This is a genomic window from Janthinobacterium sp. FW305-129 (assembly GCF_020858115.1).
GTDB lineage: Bacteria > Pseudomonadota > Gammaproteobacteria > Burkholderiales > Burkholderiaceae_D > Janthinobacterium.
Genome location: NZ_JACYMM010000002.1, coordinates 71,579 through 89,309, shown reverse-complemented (window position 1 = coordinate 89,309; position 17,731 = coordinate 71,579). Strand labels below are relative to the sequence as shown.

The following is a 17,731-nucleotide window of genomic DNA, read 5'->3' as shown; positions in this document are numbered from 1 at the left end:
GATATAATTATATAATTATATTTATTACATCGGGGGATGCATGTTTGTCATGAAAAACACGCGCTCCGGACCACGGCGTCCGGCGCGTGGCACCATCTCCGCTGCGCAGCAGCATGGTTGACCGCGCCGCCTGGCCCCGGGTAGCGCCATTCCTGGCCTACCTCTCCTTTATTTTCATTGCCGACATGCTCGGCCGTCTGGGCGTTGCCGCGCAGGAATTGCGCTGGCTGTACGCCGTCAAGATCGGCGTCGTGCTGGGCCTGCTGTTGTACTGGCGCCGCAGTTACACGGAATTGCTGTGGACGCCGTTGGGCGCGCGTGCCATTCTCGGGGCGCTGGCAAGCGGTGTTGTTGTTTTTCTGCTGTGGATCAATCTCGACGCCGGCTGGATGCGCATCGGCAACGCCGATGGCTACGATCCCCGCACCGACGGCCGCATCGAGTGGAGCCTGGTGCTGCTGCGCATCGCCGGCGCGGCGCTGGTGGTGCCCGTGATGGAGGAGCTGTTCTGGCGCTCCTTCCTGCTGCGCTGGCTCGACAAGCCGGATTTTTTGCGGGCCGCGCCGCGCCAGGCCAGCGCCAAGGCCTTCGCCATCAGCGTGCTGCTGTTTGGCTTCGAGCATAATTTATGGCTGGCCGGCATGGTGGCCGGTGCGGCATATAGTGTGTTGTACATGCGTAGCCAGTCCCTGTGGTCGCCTATCCTCGCGCATGGCGTGACGAACGGCGTGCTGGGGCTCTGGATTATTTCTGGTGGGCACTGGAATTACTGGTAGTATTGCCTATCAACTGTGTGATCTTTCAAAGACAAAATCCATGTTGAACTCCTTGCGTAAAAAAGCTGTTGCCGCCGCCTTCACGGCCCGCCCCCGCCTGTCTGTTGCGCTGGTCCTGGCCGGCACTCTGGCCAGTGGCGCCGCGCTGGCCGATATCAGCGACACCATCAAGCCTTTCGTTGCCACTTCCTATTCGTACGACGACAACCTGATGCGCTTGCCGGACGACGTGCCCGGTTTTTCCGGCCCCCGTTCGGATACGTCGAGGATGCTGCAGGCGGGCTTCCTGTTCAACCGTCCCATCGGACGCCAGGTGCTGACGGGCCAGGCCAAGTGGTCGAAGGTGAGCTTCAACCGCTTCAGCCAGTTCGACTACGATGGCAAGGATTACCTGGCCGACCTGGAGTGGCACATCGCCAACCACCTCGAAGGCCATGTGGGCGCCAGTTATGCCCAGACCCTGACGCCGTTCAGCGACTTCCAGAGCACGGTGCGCAATTTGCGCACGCAGCGGCGCGAGTACCTGAATGGCGCCTGGCGCTTCCACCCCAGCTGGCGCGTGCGCGGCGGCCTGTCGCGCGACCGCTATTTGTATGACTTGCCATCGCAGGCGTTTTCCAACTGGACGGAAGACGCGACGGAGTTCGGCGTCGATTACCTGGCGCGCAGCAATAGCCGCATCGGCCTGCAGCTGCGCCACCTGAACGGCAAGTATCCGAACCGCAGTGCGCTCGAAGCCAGCGTGTACGGCAATGGCTATCGCCAAGACGAGATCAAGGCGAATGTCTTCTGGGAGTTGAGCGGCATCACGCAGGTGGAATTCCTCGGCGGCTGGGTACGCCACCGCAACAATTTGCTGGCCGGGCGCGATGACAGCGGCACGAATGGCCGGCTGAGCGTGTACTGGAAGCCTTTGGGCAAGGTCAATTTCACGGGCATCGTCTGGCGTGAATTCGGTTCCGTGGACAATTCGCTGGTGACAAGCAGCCTGAATACGGGCGCCAGCGTGGGCGCCACGTGGGCGGCCACGTCGAAGGTGCGCGTCGATGCGCTGCTGCGCCAGGAGCGGCGCGATTTCGCCGCCATCAGCGGCCTGGTGCTGCCTGGCGACGGGCGCGACACCACCCGCACGGCGTCGCTGGGCGCCACGTATGCGCCGCACCAGAAAATCCAGCTTGGCGTGCGCCTGTTCCACGAGCGGCGCGAAGGCGTCGCCATCATCGATAGCGGCAGCTATCGGGCCAAGGGCATTTCCTTCAATGGCAGCGTCCAGTTTTAAAGATCAACATGACTGTCAATGATATACCCCTGATTTCGTTTTTCCAGCGCGTCCTCGATCCGATCATCATCATGGGCTTGCTGTACCTGATGACGGTTTTGTCGGGGGCGACATTTACCGGCTATACGCTGGTGCTGATGATCTTGGCCGTCTTCATTTCATCGACGGTGTACCAGCATGTCGACCCCTACCGTACCTGGCGCAGCGGCCGCATGCTCGCGTACGCGCGCGATATCCTAGTGGGCTGGGCGATCGTCGCGCTGATCCTCATCTTCCTGGGCTCGGCCACGGGCCTGGCCTATCATTTCGATACCGAGGTGGTGCTGGCCTGGTTTGTCCTCACGCCCTTCGTGCTGCTGGCCGGGCACCTGGCCGGGCGCAAGTTCAGCCTGCACCCGGACGGCGACAGCGAAGTGCGCTCGGTGGTCATCATCGGCGCCAATGACGCCAGCCTGAAGTTTGCCGCCACCGTCGAGCGCAATGCCAACCTGTTCATGCACGTGCATGGCTTCTTCGACGACCGCACGGACGACCGCTGGCCGGAAAAGATGCGCGAACCCATGCTGGGACGCATGGATGATATCGCCACCTACGTGCGCGAACACAATATCAAGATGATCTTCATCAGCCAGCCGATCTCGGCCCAGCCGCGCATCCGCAAGATGCTCGACGAGCTCGAAGATACGACGGCTTCCGTGTATTTCCTGCCGGATATTTATATCTTTGACCTGATGCAGGCGCGTTTCGACAACGTGGGCGGCATGCCCGTCATCGCCATCCGCGAATCGCCCTTCACGGGCTTTAACAGCATGGTCAAGCGGGGCAGCGATATCGTGCTGGGGCTGGTGATCCAGGTGCTGCTGCTGCCGGTGATGCTGGTCATCGCCATCGCCGTCAAGAGCACCTCGAAAGGCCCGGTGATTTTCCGCCAGCGCCGCTATGGCCTGTATGGCGAAGAGATCGTCGTCTACAAGTTCCGCTCCATGACGGTGGGCGAAGACGGCGACAATGTGGTGCAGGCAACCAAGAACGACCAGCGCGTGACGCGGGTCGGCGCCTTCCTGCGCCGCAGCTCGCTCGATGAGCTGCCGCAATTCCTCAATGTCTTGCAGGGCCGCATGAGCATCGTGGGGCCGCGCCCCCATGCCGTCGTGCACAACGAGCAATACCGCAAGCTGATCAAGGGCTATATGCTGCGCCACAAGGTCAAGCCCGGCATTACGGGCTGGGCCCAGGTCAACGGTTTACGGGGCGAGACGGAAACGCTCGACAAGATGGAGGCGCGCATCCATTTCGACCTCGATTACCTGCGCAACTGGTCGCTGTGGCTGGATCTGTGGATTATCGCGCGCACGGTGAAAGTGGTGCTGGCGCGCGAGAACGCCCATTGAGCGCCAGTCTGCTGCTGGCAGGAAAAAATAGCGTTTGATTATACTTTGCACGGTGTCAATACGCGTTAAAATGGAGCATCTTATAGAGCACCAGCGCATTACGCGACCACTCGCGCTCACCTTGCCACGAGTCGTGCCGGCCATGCGCCATTACTTTCCTCTTGGGAAGGGTTCACGATGTGTGCAGTATCCGGCCCTGCCCCTGCCGGTCGTTGCGTCACCCTGACGGTAGCCGTCAGGGACGGCACGCGCCAACTATCATTTTTAAAGTCGCTCTGAACCGTGCAATACATAATATTTTGCAATGAAGTGGACTGCGGAAATAGTTGTTTTTATATCTCATTAGTAGATTTTTAAGCAAAATATTTTCCTTGTTGCCTTGCATTATGTGTATTATGTTTACAATATTATTAATTATTTGACGAATAACTATTTTCAGGGGAAATTATTTCATGTCGTGCAGCCTGGCCATGCCAGTCCACCACGCCGGATTTTTCCACCCGTCATACCTGTTTTTCGAAGGAGCACGCTTGAATCATTCTTTTCACTCCCGTCCCGCGCCGCGTCTGCTGTGCGCCGCCCTGGTCCTGCTGGCCGCTGCCGGGCTGTCCGCCTGCGGCAACAAGGAAAAAAAGGCTGGCCAGGCGCTGGCCAGCGTGAACGGCGAAGAAATCACCATCCTGCAGTTGAATGAAGAGTTGCAGCGCGCCGGCGTGCAGGCGCCGCAGCAGGCAGCGGCCAGCAAGCAATTGCTCGAATCGCTGATCGACCGCCAGTTGCTGCAAAATGAGGCGGCCAAGGAAAAGGTCGACCGCGATCCGAAAGTCATGCAAGCCATCGAGCGTGCCAAGGCGCTGATCGTGGCCCAGGCCTATATGCAAAAGCGCATCGGCGCGGCGACCCGCCCCAGCAAGGCGGAAGTGGACGAGTATTTCGCAAAAAATCCCCTGTTTTTCAGCCAGCGCAAGCAATTCGATTTGCGCGAGCTGGTCATTCCGACGGCGGCGCTGAACGACGAGCTCAAGGCCGTCATGGACCGCGCCAAGTCGCTCGAAGACGTGGCGCAATGGCTCGACGAGCACAAGATCGCGTACGGCCGCACGCAGGTGTCGCGCACCAGCGCCGACCTGGCGCCGGAACTGAGCAGCAAACTGCAATCGATGCCCAAGGGCCAGCTGTTCATCGTGCGCGAAGGCGAGCGCAGCCTGCTCATCGCGCTGGCCGATATCAAGGACAGCCCGGTGGGCCTGGACGCGGCGGCGCCGCAGATCGAACAGTTCCTGGCCAACAAGAAGAACAAGGATGCGGCCGAGGCGGAACTGAAGCGGCTGCGCGCCAGCGCCAAGATCGAGTATTTCAACAAGGATGCGGCGGCACCGGCCAGCGCGCCAGCCAGCGCACCGGCTGCTGCTGCTGCTGCTGCTGCTGCTGCTGCGGCTCCGGCTCCGGCCCCGGCGGCAGCGGCGCCGGCGGACAGCGCGCATGAAGCCAATGTGCGCGGCGTGGCGGGATTGAAATAAGTGACGTATCAACAAGTAGTTAAACATCAGCAATCTACCAACGGGAATCTGTAATCATGAAACGACTCGCAAACTGGATGATGGCGGCCTTTCTGGCCCTCGCCGCAGGCATGGCCGGTGCAGCCGATGTCCCCCTCGGGGCCGGTGATGTGCTGAAAATTTCCGTCTACGGCAACCCGGACCTGGGCCTGGAGACGCGCGTCAGCGAAGCGGGGGAAATCACCTTCCCGCTGGTGGGGACGGTCGCGCTCGGCGGCTTGTCCACGTCGGCAGCGGAAAAGAAACTGGGCGGCCTGCTCGAGAGCGGCGGCTTCCTGCGCAAGGCGCAGGTGAACATCATCGTGACCAGCCTGCAAAGCCAGCAGGCGTCCGTGCTGGGCCAGGTCAACCGCCCGGGCCGCTATCCGGTGGAAGGCAAGCGCAGCGTGATGGACATGCTGGCCATGGCCGGCGGCGTCAGTCCTGACGGCGCCGACCAGATCACCGTGATCCGCAAGCGCGGCGGCACGGCCACGCGCGAGGTGGCCGATATCCTCGACATCGTGCGCAACGGCGATCTGAAGGGCGACACGGAAGTGGGCGGCAACGACATCATCTATGTCGAACGCGCGCCGCGCTTCTATATCTACGGCGAAGTGCAGCGTCCGGGCGCCTTCCGCCTGGAACGCAACATGACCGTCCTGCAAGCCTTGTCCGTGGGCGGCGGCCTGACGGTGCGCGGCACCGAGCGCGGCGTGCGCGTCAAGCGCCGCAATGCGGAAGGCCAGATGGAAGTGCTGCCGGTCAAGCATGACGACCTGCTGCGCGTCGACGATATCGTGTATGTCCAGGAAAGCCTGTTCTAAGAGCAACTGGCTCCCTATCTTTTTGTATTGAAAGTTTCCAAATGAACCTCACCCAACTATTGCTGATCCTTCGGGCACGCAAGAAGATTGTGCTGCTGACCTTGCTGATCACCGTGGCGCTGGCGCTCGGCGTCAGCCTGGTGCTGCCGAAGACCTACAAGGCCACCAGCACCTTGCTGATGAACTACAAGGGCGTCGATCCCCTGACGGGCATGACCATGCCGGGGCAGTTGCTGCCCGGCTATATGGCGACCCAGGTCGATATTATCGGCAGCAAGAACGTCGCCTTGCGCGTCGTCGACCAGCTGGAACTGGCGCGCAGCCCCGCCGTGATCGCCCAGTTCAACGAAGCGGCACAAGGCAAGGGCACGGTGCGCGACTGGCTGGCCGACTTGCTGCTGAAGAAACTCGAAGTGATGCCGTCGCGCGAAAGCAGCGTGGTCGATGTCAGCTTCAAGGGCGCCGACCCGCAATTCGTGGCGGCCGTGTCGAATGCCTTTGCGGAACAGTATCAAAAGGTCAGCATCCAGCTGAAGGTCGACCCGATGCGCAAGGCGACCACCTATTTCGATGACCAGACCAAATTGCTGCGCGATAATGTTGAGCGCGCGCAAAGCCGCCTGTCGAAATACCAGCAGGATAACGGCATCGTCAGCGTCGACAACCGCCTCGACGTGGAATCGAACCGCCTGAACGACCTGTCGGCGCAACTGGTGCTGGCGCAAGGCCAGGCCATGGAAGCCAATTCGCGCCAGCGCATGGCGCAGGGCGGCAACCTGTCCGAATCGCCGGACGTGGCGTCGAATCCGCTGATCCAGAGCCTGAAGCTGGGCCTGGGCAACGCCGAGGGCAAGCTGGCCGAGCTGGGCCAGCGCCTGGACCGCAATCACCCGCAATACCAGAGCGCCAAGGCGGAAGTGGACAAGCTGCGCCGCGACCTGGCCGAGCAGACGCGCGCCACCTCGCAAAGCGTGGGCAACAATGCGCAGATCCTGCAGCAGCGCGAAGGCGCGATCCGTGCCGCCCTGGCGGCGCAAAAAGCCAAGGTGCTGGAACTGAACCGGACGCGCGATGAAATGGGCGTGCTGAGCAAGGATGTGGAAAGCGCCCAGCGCGCCTTCGACGTGACTTCGCAGCGCCTGTCGCAGACGCGCATCGAAGGCCAGGCGGAGCAGTCCGATATCGCCATGCTCAACCCGGCCACGGCGCCGATCGAGCCGGACAGCCCGAAGATTCCCCGCAACGTGCTGCTGTCGATCTTCCTCGGCCTCATGCTGGGCTGCGGCATCGCGCTGCTGGCCGAATTGCTGGACCGCCGTATCCGTTCCGACCAGGACCTGAGCGAAGTGCTGCAGATTCCCGTGTTCGGCGTGGTCGACTGGAAACCTAAACAGCGTCGCATGCGCGGCATGCTGCCGCGCCGCTTGCGCCTGAACTGAGATGGAACCTATCATGACTTCAAGTCCACACCTCCTGAATAACACCGCACCGCTGGTGCGCGGCGCCGATTCCAGCATTGGCGGCCTGTTGCTCGAATCGGGCAAGATCACGCCGGAAAACGCCGAACGCGTGCTGCGCATGCAAAAGGAACTGGGCATCCGCTTCGGCGAAGCGGCCCTGCGCCTGGGCCTGATCACGGAAGCCGATATCGAGCAAGTGCTGGCGCGCCAGTTCGACTACCCGTATCTGCAGCCGGGCGCCGGCAAGTATCCGCAGGAACTGGTGGCCGCCTACCAGCCTTTCAGCCACCAGGTGGAAACCCTGCGCGCCGTGCGCAGCCAGCTGATGCTGCGCTGGTTTGCCCGCGGCAGCAAGTCGCTGGTGGTGCTGGGCATGGAGCCGGGCGACGGCGCCAGCCTGTTCGCGGCCAACCTGGCCGTGGTGTTTTCCCAGCTGGGCGAGCATACCTTGCTGGTCGACGCCAACCTGCGCGCGCCGCGCCAGCATGAAATCTTCGACCTCAAAACGCGCCAGGGCCTGTCCGACGTGCTGGCCGGCCGCGCCGAACTCGATATCATCGCCAAGGTGGAATCGTTTGTCGCGCTGTCGGTGCTGGCGGCCGGCACCTTGCCGCCGAATCCGCAGGAATTGCTCAGCCGTACCTCCTTCGTCACGCTCAACAAGCAGCTGGAAAGCCGCTACGACGTGGTGCTGTACGACGTGCCGGCGTATGCCACCGGTTCCGATGCGCTGGCCGTGGCGGCGCGTGCCGGCGGCGTGCTGCTGGTGGCGCGCAAGAACAAGACGCCGATGGCGGAAGTGGCGGCCATGAGCGAGCAGATGACGCATAGCGGTGCCCAGGTGGTCGGTTCGGTAATGGTCGACTTTTGATGGCTGCGCCTGGCCATGCCATGCCGCCGGCACGGGCCGGCCGCTCCGCCGTGCCGGACTGGCTGCCGCTGGCGCTGGGCTTCCTGGCCATGCTCGTGCCCAGCCTGGTCGGGCTGTTGCGTGGCATCTGGTCGACCGAAGAGCAGGCGCACGGCCCCATTATCCTGGCCCTGTCGCTGTGGCTGATCTACCGCAAATGGCCCGAGATGCTGGCGCAGAGCGCCGGCGCCCGTCCGGCCCGCGCCGGCTGGCCGCTGCTGGCCGCCGCGCTGCTGCTGTATGTGCTGGGCCGTTCGCAGCAGATCCTGTCGCTGGAAATCCTCGCCCTGATCGGCACCGGCCTGGCGCTGCTGCTGCTCAAGCGCGGCTGGGTGGCCGCGCGCGTGCTGTGGTTTCCCTTCTTCTTCATGCTGTTCATGGTGCCGCTGCCGCTGCCGCTGGTGACGACCCTGACCATGCCGATGAAAATGGCCGTGTCGTATGTGACCGAACACCTGCTGTTCCTGGCCGGCTATCCGATTGGCCGTAACGGCGTGATCCTGCAGATCGGCCAGTACCAGCTGCTGGTGGCCGACGCCTGCGCCGGCTTGCAGACCTTGCTGACGCTTGAAGCGCTGGGCCTGTTCTACCTGAATCTGGTGCGGCACACTTCGCCGTTCCGCAACATCGTGCTGGCCCTGCTGATCGTGCCGATTTCCTTTACGGCCAATGTCATTCGCGTGGTGGTGCTGACCCTGATTACGTATTACTTCGGCGATGCGGCCGGGCAGGGCTTCCTGCATGGCTTTGCCGGCATGGTGCTGTTCATTTCCGCGCTGCTGCTGATCCTCAGTGTCGACAGCTTGCTGCAGTGGGTCGTGCGCAAGCGCCAGGCGCGCCGCGCGCCCACCGTGGGAGCGTCGACATGAACGGGGCATTGCGCATGAATGTACTGCTGGGCGCCTTGCTGCTGGGCGCGGCCGTCGTCAGTCATGGCGTGGCGCCGGGCGTGAAGCTGGCCGACCAGCGCCCCAGTTTTTCGCTTGAGGCGGCGATACCGCAAGCGTTCGGCGAGTGGCGCGTCGACAGCTCCATCGTGCCGCTGCAGGTCGACCCGGAGACCCAGGCGCGCCTGAACAAGATCTACAACCAGACCCTGTCGCGCACCTACATCAATGCGCACGGCGAACGGGTGATGCTGTCGATCGCCTACGGCGGCGACCAGAGCGACAACATGGGCGTGCACAAGCCGGAAGTGTGCTACGCGGCGCAGGGTTTCCAGGTCGAGCGCGACGAGTACGGCGAGCTGGCCTCGGCCTACGGCAGCCTGCCCGTGAAGCGCCTGCTGGCCGTGAGTGGCAACCGCAGCGAGCCCATCACGTACTGGATCACCGTCGGCGACAAGATCAGCAAGGTGGGCATGCAGCAGCGCCTGGAGCAATTGCGCTACGGCTTGACGGGCACCGTCGCCGACGCCATGCTGTTCCGCGTGTCGAGCATCGATACGGACTTGCCGCGCGCGTACCGCTTGCAGGACGATTTCGTCAACGGCTTGCTGGCCAGCATGCCGGCGGCGGACCGGAGCCGCCTGATCGGCGCGCCGCGCGGCTGAGGCGTGGCTTTGAAGTATGAAATACCGCCAGCGGGCGTGGCGCACGGTGGCAGATAGCGAGAATCATGAGCAGCGACATCAATAAGAAAAGCGTCAGCGCCGTCAAATGGGCGGCGATGGGCACGGTCCTCATGTTTGGCCTGCAGCTGGTCACGCAAGTGGTGCTGGCGCGCCTGCTGGGGCCGGAAAACTACGGCTTGTTTGCCATGGGACTGATTGTGCTGACATTTAGCAACTTTCTGGCCGATTTCGGTTTTTCCTGGGGGCTGGTGCAAAACCGCACGCTCAGCGAGGAAGACGTGCGCTTCACGGTGACGTGGCAGGCGCTGACGGGCCTGGCGGCGATGACCTTGCTGTTTTTCATGGCGCCCTGGATCGCCGCGTACTTCAAGGAACCGCGCATCGCGCCCGTGATCGCCTGGATGAGCCTGACCTGCCTGCTGAATGCGCTGACGGCGCCGGGCAGCAGCCTGTTGCGGCGCGCGCTCGATTTCCGCTGGCTCAACATCATCCAGGTGAGCAGCTACATCGTCGGCTACCTGCTGGTGGGCTTGCCGCTCGCGTATGCGGGCGCCGGCGTGTGGACCCTCGTGTGCGCCTGGCTGGGACAGGCGGCCACGGCGCTGGTGCTGACGTATGCGCGCACGCGCTTTTCGCTCAAGCCGCTGCTGTGGTACGAGGGCGCGCGGCGCTCGACGAATGTGGGCGTGACGGTATTCGTGACGAATCTGTGCAACTGGTGCCTGAACAATATGGACCGCGTATTCCTCGGCCGCTTGCTCAATGCCCACGCGGTGGGCGTGTATGCGGTCGGCTACAACCTGGCCAATACGCCCAACTCGCTGTTCCTGAGCGCCTTGCAGCCGGCATTCCTGGCCACGGGCGCCAAGCTGCAGGACGATCTGCCGCGCCTGCGCGACACGTATCTGTCGGTGCTGGCGACCATCTGGATCGTCATCCTGCCGCTGTTCGTGCTGCTGGCGATGACGGCGCCGGACCTGATCGGCGTGTTGTACGGCAAGGTGTGGCAAGAGTCGGGCATCGTGCTGAGCATCCTCGCGCTGGCCATGCCCGCCTACATCACGTGGGGCATGTCGACGCCGATTTTATGGAATACGGGCGGCAAGCACCTGGAAAGCCTGCTGCAGCTGCCGCTGATCGCGCTGGCCGGCGCGGCGCTGTTGCTGTGGGCGGGGCAGGGCGTGGCCGTGGTCGCCATGATCGCCGCCGGCACCTTGCTGGCGCGCGCGCTGGTGGTGGGCACGGTGGCGTGCTTGCGCCTGCAGGTGGGGCCGGGCGAGCTGGCGCCGCTGGCCGCGCGCGGCCTGGCCATGGGCTTGCTGGCCGGCGCGGGCAGCTGGGGCGGCGCCGTGCTGGGCGGCCTGGGCGGCAGCCATCCGCTGCCGGCATTCCTGGGCGGCGCGCTGCTCGGCGGCCTGACCTTGCTGCTGGCCGTGCTGGCCTGGCCGGGCTTGCTGGGCGCGCGCGTGGTGGGCATGCTGGCCCGTTTCAGTCCGCCGCTGCCGGCGCGCGTGGGCAGTTATCTGCGCGCCCGCTGCAGCGCCTGAGGCGGGGCGGAGCAGGGCAGGGAAATACCGATCAAGCGGCGCGTTGCGCCTGCGACAACTTACTGGATACGCGAGAATCACATGAGTGAAATACTGTTTGGCCTGTTTGCTCTGATCAGCGCGCTGCTGCTGGTGTTCGTCATCGCCTTGAGCATTCATTGGGGGAATAAGCGCGAGACGGGGCTGGTGCCCTACGTGTTCTATCCCGTCATGCTGTCGATCGCGTTGACGGCCATCCTGTCGAACCGCGACATCTCCGGCAACGAGATCCTGCTGACGGCGCAAACGGTGCGCCACCCGGTCGGCGTCTGGTTTGGACGCATGACCTCGCTGTTCGTGATCTTCGCCTGCGGCGAGCGCATCCTGCACCGTTTGATGGAGCGCGAAACGCTCAAGCCCATGCCGATGCTGCTGTTCTGGGCGCTGTTCATCTATTTTCTGACGAATATTCTCAGCCCCGCCTTCCTGGGCAGCCATACCGATGTCTCGCATGAATACCTGTACATGTTCCTGGCCGGTTACGCCGCCTTGCTGATGACGCCGAAAGAGGTGGACATGAGCATCGTGTCGATGCGCAATGCGACCTTGCTGTTCCTCGTGCTCAGCGCGGCCGTCGCGGCCTGGAACCCGAACATGGTCTTCAACAAGAACTACCATGGGCTGATTCCCTTCCTCAGCGTGCGCTATGCGGGCCTGGCCAGCCATGCGAACGGACTGGGACCGATGGCCGTGGCCTTCCTGCTGTGCCTGTGGCGCAAGCCGTATGCCTGGCGCGCACTGAACCTGTTCGCCTGGACGCTGGGCCTGGCCAGCCTGATGCTGGCGCAATCGAAAACCAACTGGATCGCCTGCATCCTGTGCTTTGCCTGTATCGCGTATTTCGGTTTCCGCGAGCAGATCAAGGAGCGCCTGTTCGACTACCGCCGCCCGCAATTGTCGATCATCGGCATCTTCTGTTTCATTTTGCTGTGCGTGCTGGGCATGCTGCTGGTGATGTTCGGCAACCTCGACGCCAAGCTGGCGCGCTTTGCCTCGAGCAATGAAGGCTTCGAATTGCTCAGTTTTACGGGGCGCGACGTGATCTGGCAGGTGGCGGTGCAGGAATGGCACAAGAACCCCGTGTTCGGCTATGGCTTGCAGATCTGGGATGAGGCATTCCGCCTGAGCATCGGCATGCCGTACGCCACGCATGCGCACAGCCAGTTCTACCAGAGCCTGTCGAGCGCGGGCACCGTCGGCGCCGTCGGCCTGGTGCTGTACGTGATCGTGCTGCTGTACGGCGCGGCGCGCACGGCGCGGGCCAGCCAGGGCCTGTCGATGGCGCTGTTCGTGCTGATCATCAGCCGCTCCTTCAGCGAAGTGCCCCTGTCGCTGGCCGGTTTCGCCGCCGAGGCGCTGACGCACTTGCTGCTGCTCATCATCGTGGCCGCCTACTATCCGACGGCCGACCGGCAGGCGGTCAGGGCGCGCAAGGTACGCGTGCCGGGAATGGCGTAATGCTGTGCTCGGTCATCATCCCGCTGTATAACAAGGGCCCGTATGTCGAGGCGACCCTGGCGTCGGTGCTGGCGCAGACGCATGCCGACTGGGAAGTACTGGTGGTCGACGACGGTTCCGGCGACGACGGCGCGCAGCGCGTGCTGGCCTGCGCGGATGCGCGCGTGCGCCTGATCCGCCAGGCGAATGGCGGCGTGTCGCGCGCGCGCAACCGCGGCATCGCCGAGGCGCGGGGCGAACTCGTCTGCTTTCTCGATGCGGACGACCTGTACGCGCCCGACTACCTGCGCACGCAGGTCGGCCTGGCGCAGGCATTTCCCGACGACTGTTTTTTTGCCACCGGCTACACCAGTTTCGCGCCCGGCAGCACGCCGGACATGGCGGGCGCGCCCGTCGCGCCCGCCCAGGCGCAGCGCATCGGTGAATTCTTCACGCATTTCAACCAGCACTGGCCCTTCTTCTGCACCAATTCCGTCGCCGTGCGGCGCGCGGCGCTGGCCGCGCTGCAACCGTGTTTCCCGGAAGGCGAGCAATTCGGCGAAGACCTGGACTTGTGGTTTCGCCTGGCCGAGCAGCATCGCCTGGTGCTGGCGGCGGCGCCGCTGGTGGCGTACCGGCGCGAAGTGGGCGGCAGCCTGACGGCCATCCTGGGGCGCGACGTGGTCTTGCCCGTGTTTCTGCGGCTCGAGGCGCGCGCGCGCGCCTGGCCGGCCGGCAACCGGGCACGCCGGCCGGCCTTGCTGCTGGCCTCGAATGCGCGCGTGGCCGTGGTGCGCGAAATGCTCGAAGGGGGGCGGCGCGGCGCGGCCCTGGCCGAACTGGCGCGCGCTGCCCGCCATGGCGTGACGCGCCACTGGTGGACGACGGCCGCCATGTGCGTGTTATTTACACCGGGCATGACGCGGCGCTGGTCCTTGTGGCGTAAATCACGCACCCCCGCTTAATTCCGGCGTTGCCGGGAGGCATTTCGGTATAATTGCGGCATACGCCCGAGTTCTTTGGGCGCCCAAACCTCCATACTTGTGTGCGAAAAAGCCGTACTGTTTGCGTTGCGGTAACATTGTACAAGTTAAATAGTAACCAAAAGTAATGTTTTCCCGACCTTCAATCCGCCCCCCGGCAAAGGAAGCCCCCGCCATGAAATCTAGCAAACGTCCCCTGCTGCGCGCCGCCTGGCTATTGTTATTGCCGCTGTGCGGAATGGCCCAGGCCGACTGGGTCCAGTCGAGCGAAGCCCTTGCCGTTCGTCCTCTGCCCGACAATATGCAGTCGCAGCCGCAAAATCCTCCCACCTTCACCTGGTCACGGCATGCCACCTTGCCGCCAGCCTACGTCGTCCAGGTGATGCAGGGCGGTGTGCTGTATAAAACCTTCAATACTTCGCGCAATTGGTATTTGCCGCCGAAATCATTTCCTGTAGGTAACTATACATGGCGCGTGCGGCCATCCACTTCGCAAGAGTGGTCCAGCCCCCGCAACTTTGTGATCGGTAGTAACTCGCAGCTGTTCGAAGTGCCGGAAAATGTGACTTTGCGTAACACTATCCTGAGCAAGCCCCGGCCGCGCGCACTGCCCAGCGGGACCAAGCTGTTTTCCACGTGGACCTCGGCCATGCGCACGGACCGCACGCCGGCGTTAAATGGCCTGACGAACGAAGTGAAGTACTACATGACGGCGCTCAAGACGGTGTCCGACGCCGAATGGCCGCTGGTGCCGGGCGCCATCCGCACGGCCGCCGTGGTGGCGCAGGCGGCCAACATCATGACGCGCGTCAATCCGAATGCGCGCCAGCTGGAAGGCGCGGCCCTGCTGTACCGCCTGACGGGCGAAAAGATCTACCTCGATGAAGCGATCCGCCGCGGCGACCAGTTCGCCGCGCTGAACATCACCGGTCCCACCAGCTTCGTCAACCAGGACATGGCCAGCCGCGTCATGGCGCAAAGCCTGATGAAGGCCATCGACAACCTGGGTACGGCGCTGGTCGTCAATGGCGATACGACGCGGCGCACCAAGTGGCTGTCCGTGGTGGCGGCGCGCACGAATGCGCTGTACAAGGATTTGTCGGCCAATGGCGGGCGCCTCGACCAGTATCCGTATGATTCGCATGCGGCCACCAGCATGGCCTACCTGACCCTGACGTCGACGCTGGCGCTGGGCGACATTCCCGAGGCGCAGACCTGGTTCGACTTCGCCTTCCGCGCGTTTGCCAGCTCGTTCAGCATCTGGAGCGGTCCGGAGGGCGGTTTCGCCAACGGCACGGCGTATGCGGAATACGAGGCCGACTTCGCGCTGCAGATCTGGCCGGCGCTGGCGCAGGCCACGGGCGTAAACATGTTCGACAAGCCCTGGTCGCGCGGCTTTGCGCAATTCCTCATGCATTTCGTGCCGCCGGGCCAGCAAACCCACGTCTTTGGCGATGGCCACGAGACGGCGCCCGAGTTCCGCTTCATGAAAGGCTTCGCCTCGCGCTACGCCACGCCGCAGTCGGCCTGGTATGTGAAGAACCTGACGCGTCCCGACGACGTGCTGGCCACCCTGCAGTCGCCTTACCCGATGCCCGTCAATACGGTGACGGCGACTCCCACGCCGCCGGCCAACGCCGCCTACTATCCGAGCATCGGCTGGACGGCCATGCACAGCAACCTGGCCGACAGTGGCCGCACTTCGCTGTACTTCAAGTCCAGCGCGTATGGCTCGTTCAACCACAGCCATGGCGACCAGAACGGCTTCGTGCTGTTCAGCGGCGGCGTGCCGCTGCTGACGGAGACGGGCTGGTATGACTGGTACGATTCGCCGCTGTGGAATTCCTGGTACCGTCCGTCGAAGTCGCACAATGCGCTGACCTTTGACGGCGGCATCGGGCAAAACGTGGATGGCTATGAAGAGCCGCTGGCGCGCAATGGCCGCATCATGGCGTTTTCCACCACGCCGGCCGTCGATTACGTGGAGGGCGACGCCACGCTGGCGTATGCGGGGCAGCTCAAGTCGGCCGTGCGCAAGATCTGGTATGTGCGCGGCAGCAACACGGCCGTCATCCTCGACCAGTTCTCGTCGGCCACGCCGCGCGTGTTCGAATGGAATTTCCATGGCTACGCGCCGATCGTCGTCGACGCTGCCGGCAAGATCTCGGTCACCAACCAGAGCCGCAGCGTGTGCATCGTGCCCTTGACCACCACGGCGCAGCGCTTCGAGCGCCGCGTGGGGCCGCCGCCGCAAGCCGGCACCTATGAAGACCATGGCGTGTTCGTCAAGGCGGCCGCGGCCACCAGCGGCGAATTCCTCACCGTGCTCGACGTGGGCTGCAAGAACACCGCCGTCAAGCTCGACACCAGCGGCGGCTTGCGCAAGGTGATCGTCGGCACGCAAACGCTGACGTTGCCGCTGCCCAAGTAAAGCCACGCGCACCGCACAAGAAAAGCAATGCCAGCCCAGGCATTGCTTTTTTTTTTGCGCCGCAGCCAGTCACGGCCATGCTGTTTTTCATGTAACATAGATAATAAATTCATATGAGTATCGGCTCGTGCAGACTATGCCCGAGCCATCTTCCCCTCTGACGCGCCAGGTAGACGGTTTCCCCATGCCCCTGAAGATTTTGCAATTTGTACCGGAAAGCTTGCCCACCTTCCGCGCCGACGTCGCCGTGCTGTTCGGCAAATACCTGCCGCGCCACGGCATCGAATGCGACATCGTCGGCATGCCTTCGCCCGATGCGCCCGCGGCGCAGGCACAACCGGGGCAGGGCTTTCGCTCCGTGCGCAGCGGGCGCTTCCGGCACAACCGCATCGCGCGCGAACTGGCGTTCCAATGGACCTGCGTGCGCGCCTTGCTGGCCGCCAGGCGCGCCAGCTGCGATGCGATCCAGGTGCGCGACATGGTGCCGACGGGGCTGCTGGCCCTGCTGGCGGCGCGCCTGAAAGGCATCCCCTTTTATTACTGGGTCTCGTTCCTGATCAGCGAAGGCCGCATCGAGCGGGCGCGCAGCAGCCTGGCGCAGCGCCGCACCTTGCGCGCGCGCCTGGTGCTGTGCAAGGGCCTGGTCGAGCGCTGGCTGCTGTACCGGGTGCTGCTGCCGCGCGCCGACCATGTCTTCGTGCAAAGCGAGGCGATGCTCGAACTGATGCGCACGCACGGCATCGCCGCGCAGCGCATGAGCGCCGTGCCGATGGGCGTGGATACGGAAGTGCTGGGCCAGCAATCGATCGTGGCGTGCCGGCCCGCCGGCTGGGAAAGCGTGCCGCTGCTGGGCTACCTGGGCACGTTGGACCAGTCGCGCCAGCTCGAACGCCTGCTCGACGCCTTGCTGATCGTGCGCCAGCAGTTGCCCGACGCCTGTCTGCTGCTGATCGGCGCCTCGGACACGCCGTCCGACGTGGATGCCTTGCTGGCCTACGCGCAGCGCGCGGGACTGGCCGACGCCGTGCGCGTGACGGGCTGGCTGCCGTCGAGCCAGGCCTGGCCCTTGCTGGCGGGCACCGATGCGGCACTGTCGTACTTTCCCCGCGGCATCATCGGCGATGTCTGTTCGCCCACCAAGCTGCTGGAATACCTGGCCCTGTGCCTGCCGGCCGTGGGCAATGACAATCCCGACCAGGTGCGCGTGCTGTCGGACAGCCAGGCGGGCTGGCTGACGGCCAGCAATCCGGCGGCGCTGGCCGTGGCGATGACGGCGATCCTGCGCGATGTGCCGGCGGCGCGCGCGCGTGCCCAGGCCGGCGCCGCGTATATCGAAACGCAACGCAGCTACCGCGTGCTGTCGGCCGAACTGGCGCAGCGCTACCGGGCCCTGGCTGGCGCCTGACGGTATGTGTACAGCCAGCAAGTATTTGTTGCCGATTCAAGCCGTGGCGCGCAGAATGAAGCTGGCCATGCTGCGTGGAAGCAACTGGGGTGTGGCCTGATCGGTGTAAAAATAGGTGCGTCCATAGCTAAATTA

General features: G+C 63.8%; 14 protein-coding genes. All 14 read left to right on the top strand.

Annotation, left to right across the window (positions count from 1 at the left end):
• The first annotated feature begins 86 nt into the window (after positions 1-86).
• The 14 genes from IGS61_RS03975 (at position 87) to IGS61_RS03910 (ending at position 17,596) form a co-directional block, all read left to right on the top strand.
• The gene (locus tag IGS61_RS03975) at positions 87-776 is read left to right on the top strand and encodes a CAAX prenyl protease-related protein (RefSeq protein ID WP_329958037.1); all 690 of its coding nucleotides are present in this window, start codon (positions 87-89) and stop codon (positions 774-776) included.
• A gap of 40 nt (positions 777-816) precedes the next feature.
• Positions 817-2,055, top strand: a complete 1,239-nt coding sequence (epsL, locus tag IGS61_RS03970; RefSeq protein ID WP_230538426.1) for an XrtB/PEP-CTERM-associated polysaccharide biosynthesis outer membrane protein EpsL — start codon at positions 817-819, stop codon at positions 2,053-2,055.
• A gap of 8 nt (positions 2,056-2,063) precedes the next feature.
• Positions 2,064-3,446 (top strand): undecaprenyl-phosphate glucose phosphotransferase, encoded by a 1,383-nt coding sequence (locus IGS61_RS03965; protein ID WP_230538425.1) that lies wholly within the window; start codon positions 2,064-2,066, stop codon positions 3,444-3,446.
• 530 nt (positions 3,447-3,976) lie between these two features.
• Complete coding sequence (locus tag IGS61_RS03960; protein WP_230538424.1) at positions 3,977-4,966, top strand: EpsD family peptidyl-prolyl cis-trans isomerase; 990 nt, start codon at positions 3,977-3,979, stop codon at positions 4,964-4,966.
• Positions 4,967-5,022: 56 nt separating this feature from the next.
• Complete coding sequence (epsE, locus tag IGS61_RS03955) at positions 5,023-5,811, top strand: polysaccharide export protein EpsE (protein WP_230538423.1); 789 nt, start codon at positions 5,023-5,025, stop codon at positions 5,809-5,811.
• Between the two features lie 41 nt (positions 5,812-5,852).
• Entirely contained in the window at positions 5,853-7,250 is a 1,398-nt protein-coding gene (epsF, locus tag IGS61_RS03950) for a chain length determinant protein EpsF (RefSeq protein WP_230538422.1), read from the top strand.
• Between the two features lie 13 nt (positions 7,251-7,263).
• Positions 7,264-8,142 carry a chain length determinant protein tyrosine kinase EpsG gene (gene epsG, locus IGS61_RS03945; RefSeq protein ID WP_230538421.1) on the top strand — a complete coding sequence of 293 codons (879 nt, stop codon included), beginning with the start codon at positions 7,264-7,266 and terminating at the stop codon, positions 8,140-8,142.
• Between the two features lie 20 nt (positions 8,143-8,162).
• The gene (xrtB, locus tag IGS61_RS03940; protein WP_230538420.1) at positions 8,163-9,050 is read left to right on the top strand and encodes an exosortase B; all 888 of its coding nucleotides are present in this window, start codon (positions 8,163-8,165) and stop codon (positions 9,048-9,050) included.
• Positions 9,047-9,733: an exosortase-associated protein EpsI, B-type gene (gene epsI / locus IGS61_RS03935; RefSeq protein ID WP_230538419.1), complete on the top strand. Its 687-nt coding sequence runs from the start codon at positions 9,047-9,049 to the stop codon at positions 9,731-9,733. Before xrtB ends, epsI begins: the two co-directional genes overlap by 4 nt.
• 65 nt (positions 9,734-9,798) lie before the next feature.
• Complete coding sequence (locus IGS61_RS03930; RefSeq protein WP_230538418.1) at positions 9,799-11,301, top strand: lipopolysaccharide biosynthesis protein; 1,503 nt, start codon at positions 9,799-9,801, stop codon at positions 11,299-11,301.
• An 81-nt stretch (positions 11,302-11,382) separates the two neighbouring features.
• Positions 11,383-12,798, top strand: coding sequence for an O-antigen ligase family protein (locus IGS61_RS03925; protein ID WP_230538417.1), 1,416 nt, complete (start codon positions 11,383-11,385; stop codon positions 12,796-12,798).
• On the top strand, positions 12,798-13,742 hold the full coding sequence (locus IGS61_RS03920) for a glycosyltransferase family 2 protein (protein WP_230538416.1): 945 nt from the start codon (positions 12,798-12,800) through the stop codon (positions 13,740-13,742). Before IGS61_RS03925 ends, IGS61_RS03920 begins: the two co-directional genes overlap by 1 nt.
• Positions 13,743-13,935: 193 nt before the next feature.
• Positions 13,936-16,191, top strand: a complete 2,256-nt coding sequence (locus IGS61_RS03915) for a heparinase II/III domain-containing protein (RefSeq protein WP_230538415.1) — start codon at positions 13,936-13,938, stop codon at positions 16,189-16,191.
• Positions 16,192-16,327: 136 nt separating this feature from the next.
• Complete coding sequence (locus IGS61_RS03910) at positions 16,328-17,596, top strand: glycosyltransferase (protein WP_230538414.1); 1,269 nt, start codon at positions 16,328-16,330, stop codon at positions 17,594-17,596.
• Positions 17,597-17,731: the final 135 nt, after the last annotated feature.

Coding starts and splice junctions, on each gene's coding strand:
- IGS61_RS03920 (WP_230538416.1), top strand. CDS start 12,798: ATGCTGTGCTCGGTCATCATCCCGCTGTATAACAAGGGCCCGTATGTC.
- epsF (WP_230538422.1), top strand. CDS start 5,853: ATGAACCTCACCCAACTATTGCTGATCCTTCGGGCACGCAAGAAGATT.
- epsI (WP_230538419.1), top strand. CDS start 9,047: ATGAACGGGGCATTGCGCATGAATGTACTGCTGGGCGCCTTGCTGCTG.
- xrtB (WP_230538420.1), top strand. CDS start 8,163: ATGCCGCCGGCACGGGCCGGCCGCTCCGCCGTGCCGGACTGGCTGCCG.
- IGS61_RS03930 (WP_230538418.1), top strand. CDS start 9,799: ATGAGCAGCGACATCAATAAGAAAAGCGTCAGCGCCGTCAAATGGGCG.
- IGS61_RS03925 (WP_230538417.1), top strand. CDS start 11,383: ATGAGTGAAATACTGTTTGGCCTGTTTGCTCTGATCAGCGCGCTGCTG.
- epsG (WP_230538421.1), top strand. CDS start 7,264: ATGACTTCAAGTCCACACCTCCTGAATAACACCGCACCGCTGGTGCGC.
- IGS61_RS03965 (WP_230538425.1), top strand. CDS start 2,064: ATGACTGTCAATGATATACCCCTGATTTCGTTTTTCCAGCGCGTCCTC.
- IGS61_RS03910 (WP_230538414.1), top strand. CDS start 16,328: ATGCCCGAGCCATCTTCCCCTCTGACGCGCCAGGTAGACGGTTTCCCC.
- epsL (WP_230538426.1), top strand. CDS start 817: ATGTTGAACTCCTTGCGTAAAAAAGCTGTTGCCGCCGCCTTCACGGCC.
- IGS61_RS03915 (WP_230538415.1), top strand. CDS start 13,936: ATGAAATCTAGCAAACGTCCCCTGCTGCGCGCCGCCTGGCTATTGTTA.
- epsE (WP_230538423.1), top strand. CDS start 5,023: ATGAAACGACTCGCAAACTGGATGATGGCGGCCTTTCTGGCCCTCGCC.